This window comes from Acetatifactor sp. (genome assembly GCF_982438285.1).
In genome coordinates this window covers 1-5,917 of record NZ_CEWDFQ010000191.1, presented here as the reverse complement: position 1 = coordinate 5,917, position 5,917 = coordinate 1, and the positions used below count along the sequence as shown (strand labels likewise).

The window sequence follows — 5,917 nt, the reverse complement described above, 5'->3', positions numbered from 1 at the left end:
TATAATTACTGGGAAATAACCGGAAAGAAACAAAAGGTGCTGCGCAGCGTTTACGACGCGGAAAAGAGGAGAGTATGAGCAGAATATTTACAAAGAGCACACAGTTGATTGGAAAGACCCCGCTGCTTAGGGTGGAGAATTATATGAAGGACCAGAATATTACAGGGGTGGATCTTTTGGTGAAGCTGGAGTATCTCAACCCGGCGGGCAGCGTAAAGGACAGGGTTGCCCTGGCCATGGTGGAGGAAGCGGAAAAGAAGGGGATTTTAAAGCCGGGGGCGGTTATCATTGAGCCTACCTCGGGAAACACGGGCATTGGTCTGGCAAGTGTGGCTGCCGCCAAGGGCTACCGGACGATTTTGACTCTGCCGGATACGATGAGCGTGGAGAGAAGAACGCTTCTTGGGGCTTATGGCGCAGAGCTTGTGCTGACGGAAGGCGCCAGGGGAATGAAGGGCGCTATAGAGAAGGCGGAAGAGCTTAAGAAAACCATTCCTGGAGCGGTGATCTTAGGACAGTTTGACAATCCTGCCAATCCGGCGGCCCATGCGGCATACACGGGCCCTGAGATATGGGAGGACACGGATGGAAAGGTAGATATTTTCGTGGCGGGCGTGGGTACCGGCGGAACGATCACGGGCGTGGGAGCTTATCTCAAGGCAAAGAATCCGGGGATCAGGGTGGCAGCGGTGGAGCCTGCGGATTCTCCTGTGCTGTCAGGCGGAAAGCCGGGCCCCCATAAGCTCCAGGGAATCGGAGCGGGATTTGTTCCTTCTATATTAAATACCCGGGTGTATGATGAAATTATCACGGTGACGACGCAACAGGCCTATGAGGCGGGACGGCTTTTGGCCCATAGAGAAGGCATTTTAGCAGGGATTACCTCCGGAGCGGCCCTTTACGCCGCAGCTAGTCTGGCTAAGCGTCCGGAAAACGGGGGAAAGACCATTGTGGCTCTTTTGCCTGACTCCGGAGACCGTTATCTGTCCACACCCATGTTTACACCAGAGCAGGCTTATGATAAAATGCAGTAAAATCGTGAGGCTGTAATGGGTGTGCCCTAAAGCCCATAGGAAGGATACAAGCGTATGGAAACCATGATTCGGATTGAAAATGTCACCAAGACCTTTAGCGGGCGGGAGGGTAAGGTAGAAGCATTAAAGGGCATCAGCCTATCCATCCATAAGGGTGAGATTTACGGGATTATCGGCATGAGCGGAGCCGGAAAATCCACATTGGTGCGGTGCCTGAATTTTCTGGAGAAGCCGACCGCGGGGACGGTTTTGATAGAGGATCAGGATTTGTCGTCTCTGGGAGAGAAAAAGCTGCGGGAGGTACGCACAGATATTGCCATGATCTTTCAGCATTTTAACCTGCTCATGCAGAGAAATGTGCTGGATAATGTGTGTTTTCCCATGGAGATCAGAGGAGAAAAAAAGGCCCAGGCCAGAAAAAGAGCCATGGAGCTTTTGGAGATTGTGGGGCTGGCGCAAAAGGCGGAGAGTTATCCCGCCCAGCTGTCGGGCGGACAAAAGCAGAGGGTGGCTATCGCCAGGGCTTTGGCCAACAATCCCAAGATACTTTTGTGCGACGAGGCTACCAGCGCCCTGGACCCGACTACCACCAAGGCGATTCTTAAGCTTTTGCAGGAGATCAACAAAAAATATGGAATTACCATGGTCGTTATCACCCACGAGATGACGGTGGTGCAGGAAATCTGCAGCCATGTGGCTATTATTGACGCAGGAGAGCTGGTGGAGAAGGGAACCGTGGAGGAGGTGTTTTCCAACCCTCAGACAGCGGCGGCCAGAAGGCTTGTGTTTATGGCAGACAAGCCCACGGAAAAAATGAAGGGGAAACGCTGTATCCGTATTGTGTTTGACGGAAAATCCTCCTTTGAGCCTGTGATCGCCAATATGATTCTGGAATGCCGGGCGCCCGTGAATATTCTGATGGCGGACACCAAGGACATAGGAGGCATTGCCCATGGACAGATGGTCCTGCAGCTGCCGGAGGATGACACGGCGGCGGAAAGGATGATACGCTTTTTGCAGGAGAGAAAACTTACGGTAAAGGAGCTGGATTCTTATGTGGAATAATGCAACGGTGATGATGCTGGCGGAGGGAACCCTGGTTACCCTTTATATGACATTGGTGTCTACTCTGTTTGCTTACATTTTGGGGCTGCCTATGGGGATTGCTCTGGTGCTTACCGCCAAGGAGGGGCTCAGGCCCAACCAAATCATATATAAGCTGCTGGATACGGTGGTGAATGTGGTGAGAAGCATTCCATTTTTGATTTTATTGATTCTTGTGATTCCGCTGACCAGGGCTATTGTGGGCCAGAGCTATGGCGCAACGGCAACCATTGTGCCCCTGACCCTTGCGGCGGCTCCTTTTGTGGCCAGGATGGTGGAGTCCTCGCTGCTGGAGGTGGACAAGGGGGTCATTGAAGCGGCTCAGAGTATGGGAGCGGGACTTTGGACTATTGTCTGGAAGGTGATGCTGGGAGAGGCAAGGACTTCCTTGATTGTGGGAGGAACCATTGCCCTGGGAACCATCCTGGGGTATTCGGCCATGGCGGGCGCCGTGGGAGGCGGAGGCCTGGGAGATATTGCCATCCGGTATGGCTACCATCGCTATCAGACGGATATCATGCTGGTGACAGTGGTGCTTTTGGTGCTTCTGGTACAGATTCTGCAGTATGTGGGCACAAAGCTGTCTAAAAAGCTGGATAGACGTTTGAAATAGAAAGAATGAGGAGGCAAATTATGAAAAAGAAGATTTTGGCCCTGGCTGCAGTGGCAGTGCTGGGCACAGGCGTGCTTGGAGGCTGCGCGGGAACGGAGACGGATGACAAGACCATTAGGGTGGCGGCGTCGGCAGTTCCCCATGCGGAAATTTTGGAGCAGGCAAAGCCGATTTTAGAGGAACAGGGCTATACCCTGGAGGTGCAGATCTTTGACGATTATGTGCAGCAGAACAATGTGGTGGATTCCGGAGAGTTTGACGCAAACTACTTTCAGCATGTGCTTTATCTGGAAAGCTACAATGAGGAGAGGGGAACGAACCTTGTAAGCGCAGGATATATTCATTATGAGCCCTTTGGTCTGTATCCCGGAACCCAGACGGACACTTCCAATATGGAGGGGGCTACCATTGCGGTGCCAAACGACACGTCAAATGAAGCGCGGGCGCTGCTGCTTTTACAGGAAAACGGCTATATCACCCTGAGAGAGGGTGCGGGACTGAACGCAACAGTAAACGACATTGTGGAGAATCCTTATAATATTGAGATTGTGGAGCTGGAAGCGGCTCAGATTCCCAGAATGCTTTCTGAGGTGTCCTTTGGCATCCTTAATGGCAATTATGCAATGCAGGCGGGCATGACGGTTGCTGAGGACGCGCTTTTGTATGAGAGCAGCCAGTCGGAGACCGTAGCCAATTATGTGAATGTGGTGGCGGTAAAGGAAGGCAATGAGGAGCTGGAAAAGATCAAGGCTCTTGTGGAGGCTCTGCAGTCGGATACTATCAGACAGTATATCCTGGACAACTATAACGGGGCGGTCATTCCCTACACATAAACCAGACAAAAAAGGAATGGTAACATGAAAATATCAACAAAGGGCAGATATGCGGTGCGGGTTATGCTTGACCTGGCACTGCACGATACGGGAGAATGTATCAAGGTAAGGGAAATTGCAGAGCGTCAGAACATTTCTGAAAAGTATCTGGAACAGATCATTTCTGTGCTGAATCGGGCCGGGTGCGTAAAAAGCGTGCGGGGAGCCAGAGGCGGCTATCGCATCGCCAAGAATCCGGAGGAATACACGGTGGGAATGATACTGCGCCTGACGGAGGGCTCCCTTGCCCCTGTAGCCTGCCTGGATGAAAAGGCTGACGAATGCCGGATGTGCGATATCTGCGAGACGCTTGGCGTCTGGAAGGAGCTTTATGCGGCCATCAATCAAGTGGTAGACAATGTGACTATTGCCGATCTGGTAAAGCGGCATAAAGAAAGAAACGGCACTATTTAGTGTCGTTTCTTTCTTTATGCCAGGACTGGTATTCAAAAAGGGCGTTTTCAAAGGACAGTGTGTCAATCAGCTGCTTTTTGCCCGAAACCCTTCTGTAAATCTGGATGGTTCCGTATCCGTTTCCTCCGCCCCACAGTGTGGGAGATGGTTTTGCGCCCTCCGGCGTCTCATAGCGAAGGGGCATCATTCTATCTTTTCTGCAGCAGCCCGAAATGCGGATCACGGCATCCTTGTTTTGGGCCTTGATGTGCCAGATATAGCGTTTGTTGGTCTCCTTCATCTTCCATTTTGAGCGGCAGAAGCCTCCGGGTTTGGCGAAAAGAAATTCAAAGTCCTCTCCCATATAAGTGAGCTGAATCATCAGCCGCCGCTTTAGGGTAAAACACAAAAAACGAGGACAGCAGCCATCAATGGCCAGAGCAGAATGCTTCAGCTCTCTGCCGGTACGCTCACTGGTAAGACGGCAGGAGGAAAGCTGAAACCAGGGGTGATTGTAGTTTCGTCCCCAATGCTTATCGGCGTATCCACAGCAGCTTTCCGGTTCCACCCGGTAAAGGCTTCCGTCCAGAATCACATGCCCCCGGTAGAAGGTGCGTATGCCTTCCCCGTGCCAAAAGCTGTTCAATGCGTGCAAAGCCGTAAAAAAGGCGCTGGAGAGAATGCCGGTGTGACAGGAAACTGCTTTGTGTATTTCTAAATCCCATTCCATGCTGCCGGCATCTGTCATAAGGCTGCGGTGCCTGGCCTCCTGCTTTGTGACATCTACGAAGCCGGAAATATGATTTTCGCTGTAGAAACAATCCTCAATCTGCATCACAAGAGGCTTTCCCGTAGCCTTCAGGGAGGAGATGGGGTAGAAAGAATGAAGCTCTTTGCCAGGCAGCTTTTCTTCGCTGGAAACCCTGGCGGGAAAAACACCGGCTTTTATCATCACATAGGAAGGCTTCATGCCCCTCTTTTTAAAATAGGGATGCTGGCCCAAAATAGGCTGATCGCTCCCAAACCCCGGATTTATGATAAAATATTCCACAAAAAAGGTGCGCGATTCCCCTGTTTCCTCCTGTGTACCCACAAAGGAATGCCACCACCGCAGGTATCCGCGGCGGGCGTAAGAGCCGCCCGGCATATATGCGTTTCTATCTAAATCCGATTTGTTCATTGGTAAATCAATTCTCCCCGAGCCTTCTGCCATTGGTTGCTTGAAATGATACAGACCTATATTTCGTAGTCATTGTACCTATTATAATACAAGATATAGTGAATGACAATAGTGTCGGAGAAATCTTAAGAAATAAAACAGCTTATATATTCTCACGAATCCGGATGTCTACCGCTACATAGCTGTACTCCTTTTCCGGACGCTCCCCGGTGGTCAGATAGGCGAATAAAAGCGCGAGGGGCTTGCTGCCCTGGATTTTGGGCTGCTGGCAGATAATGGCCGAAATGGTGCCGTCAGCCACCAGCTCTTTCGTGGTGGGCACCTTGTCAAAGGCCACAATGCAGATATGGTTCTTGCGGTTTAAGGCACATACACTGCGGCAGCCCCCGTATACGCCTCCTGCTGCAAAAAAAAGCGCGTTGATTTCAGGATGCGCCTGCAAAAGGGCAGTAGTCTTTTCGTAGCTTTCAATCTCATCATCGTGAACCTCTATGATTTCCGTAATGTGTATGTGATCCTGCCAGGGGCGGAGTGTCTCTGTAAACCCGGCAATCCGCTCTGTGTGGCAGAGTATGCCGGAGGAGCCGGTGACAATTCCCACATGCACCTCTCCATGGGTCATAAGCTTGAGAAGCCCGGCGGCGGTTGCGCCGCTTTTGGTGTAATTGCTCCCCACATAGGCAAGCCGCTTGGAGTTTTCGATATCGGTGTTAAAGGTTAC

At 51.4% G+C, this 5,917-nt stretch carries 7 protein-coding genes; 5 read left to right on the top strand and 2 right to left on the bottom strand.

The genetic code is table 11. From position 1 onward, the window contains the following. Positions 1-74: 74 nt before the first annotated feature. Genes cysK through AC1WIP_RS10185 form a run of 5 tightly spaced genes read left to right on the top strand, consistent with a single transcriptional unit; the run spans position 75 to position 4,037 of the window. A complete protein-coding gene (gene cysK, locus AC1WIP_RS10205) occupies positions 75-1,034 on the top strand; it encodes a cysteine synthase A (RefSeq protein WP_481141727.1) in 960 nt (319 codons plus the stop codon). A gap of 54 nt (positions 1,035-1,088) precedes the next feature. Beyond that, complete coding sequence (locus tag AC1WIP_RS10200) at positions 1,089-2,099, top strand: methionine ABC transporter ATP-binding protein (protein WP_481141726.1); 1,011 nt, start codon at positions 1,089-1,091, stop codon at positions 2,097-2,099. Next, a complete protein-coding gene (locus AC1WIP_RS10195) occupies positions 2,089-2,751 on the top strand; it encodes a methionine ABC transporter permease (protein WP_318703879.1) in 663 nt (220 codons plus the stop codon). Before AC1WIP_RS10200 ends, AC1WIP_RS10195 begins: the two co-directional genes overlap by 11 nt. Positions 2,752-2,771: 20 nt before the next feature. Then, positions 2,772-3,584, top strand: coding sequence for a MetQ/NlpA family ABC transporter substrate-binding protein (locus AC1WIP_RS10190; protein ID WP_481141725.1), 813 nt, complete (start codon positions 2,772-2,774; stop codon positions 3,582-3,584). 24 nt (positions 3,585-3,608) lie between these two features. Further along, positions 3,609-4,037, top strand: coding sequence for an RrF2 family transcriptional regulator (locus tag AC1WIP_RS10185; protein WP_481141724.1), 429 nt, complete (start codon positions 3,609-3,611; stop codon positions 4,035-4,037). Here the strand turns inward: AC1WIP_RS10185 and AC1WIP_RS10180 are convergent. Together AC1WIP_RS10180 and AC1WIP_RS10175 are read right to left on the bottom strand one after the other, a co-directional pair. After that, on the bottom strand, positions 4,030-5,196 hold the full coding sequence (locus AC1WIP_RS10180) for a tocopherol cyclase family protein (RefSeq protein WP_481141723.1): 1,167 nt from the start codon (positions 5,194-5,196) through the stop codon (positions 4,030-4,032). The two genes, AC1WIP_RS10185 and AC1WIP_RS10180, sit on opposite strands and share 8 nt — an antisense overlap. 142 nt (positions 5,197-5,338) lie before the next feature. Beyond that, positions 5,339-5,917 (bottom strand): substrate-binding domain-containing protein (locus AC1WIP_RS10175; RefSeq protein ID WP_481141722.1); only part of this gene is annotated, 579 nt, incomplete at its 5' end.

Excerpts from the sequence above, each read along its gene's own strand:
- AC1WIP_RS10200 (WP_481141726.1), top strand. The coding sequence starts at position 1,089 with ATGGAAACCATGATTCGGATTGAAAATGTCACCAAGACCTTTAGCGGG.
- AC1WIP_RS10180 (WP_481141723.1), bottom strand. The coding sequence starts at position 5,196 with ATGAACAAATCGGATTTAGATAGAAACGCATATATGCCGGGCGGCTCT.
- AC1WIP_RS10195 (WP_318703879.1), top strand. The coding sequence starts at position 2,089 with ATGTGGAATAATGCAACGGTGATGATGCTGGCGGAGGGAACCCTGGTT.
- AC1WIP_RS10185 (WP_481141724.1), top strand. The coding sequence starts at position 3,609 with ATGAAAATATCAACAAAGGGCAGATATGCGGTGCGGGTTATGCTTGAC.
- cysK (WP_481141727.1), top strand. The coding sequence starts at position 75 with ATGAGCAGAATATTTACAAAGAGCACACAGTTGATTGGAAAGACCCCG.
- AC1WIP_RS10190 (WP_481141725.1), top strand. The coding sequence starts at position 2,772 with ATGAAAAAGAAGATTTTGGCCCTGGCTGCAGTGGCAGTGCTGGGCACA.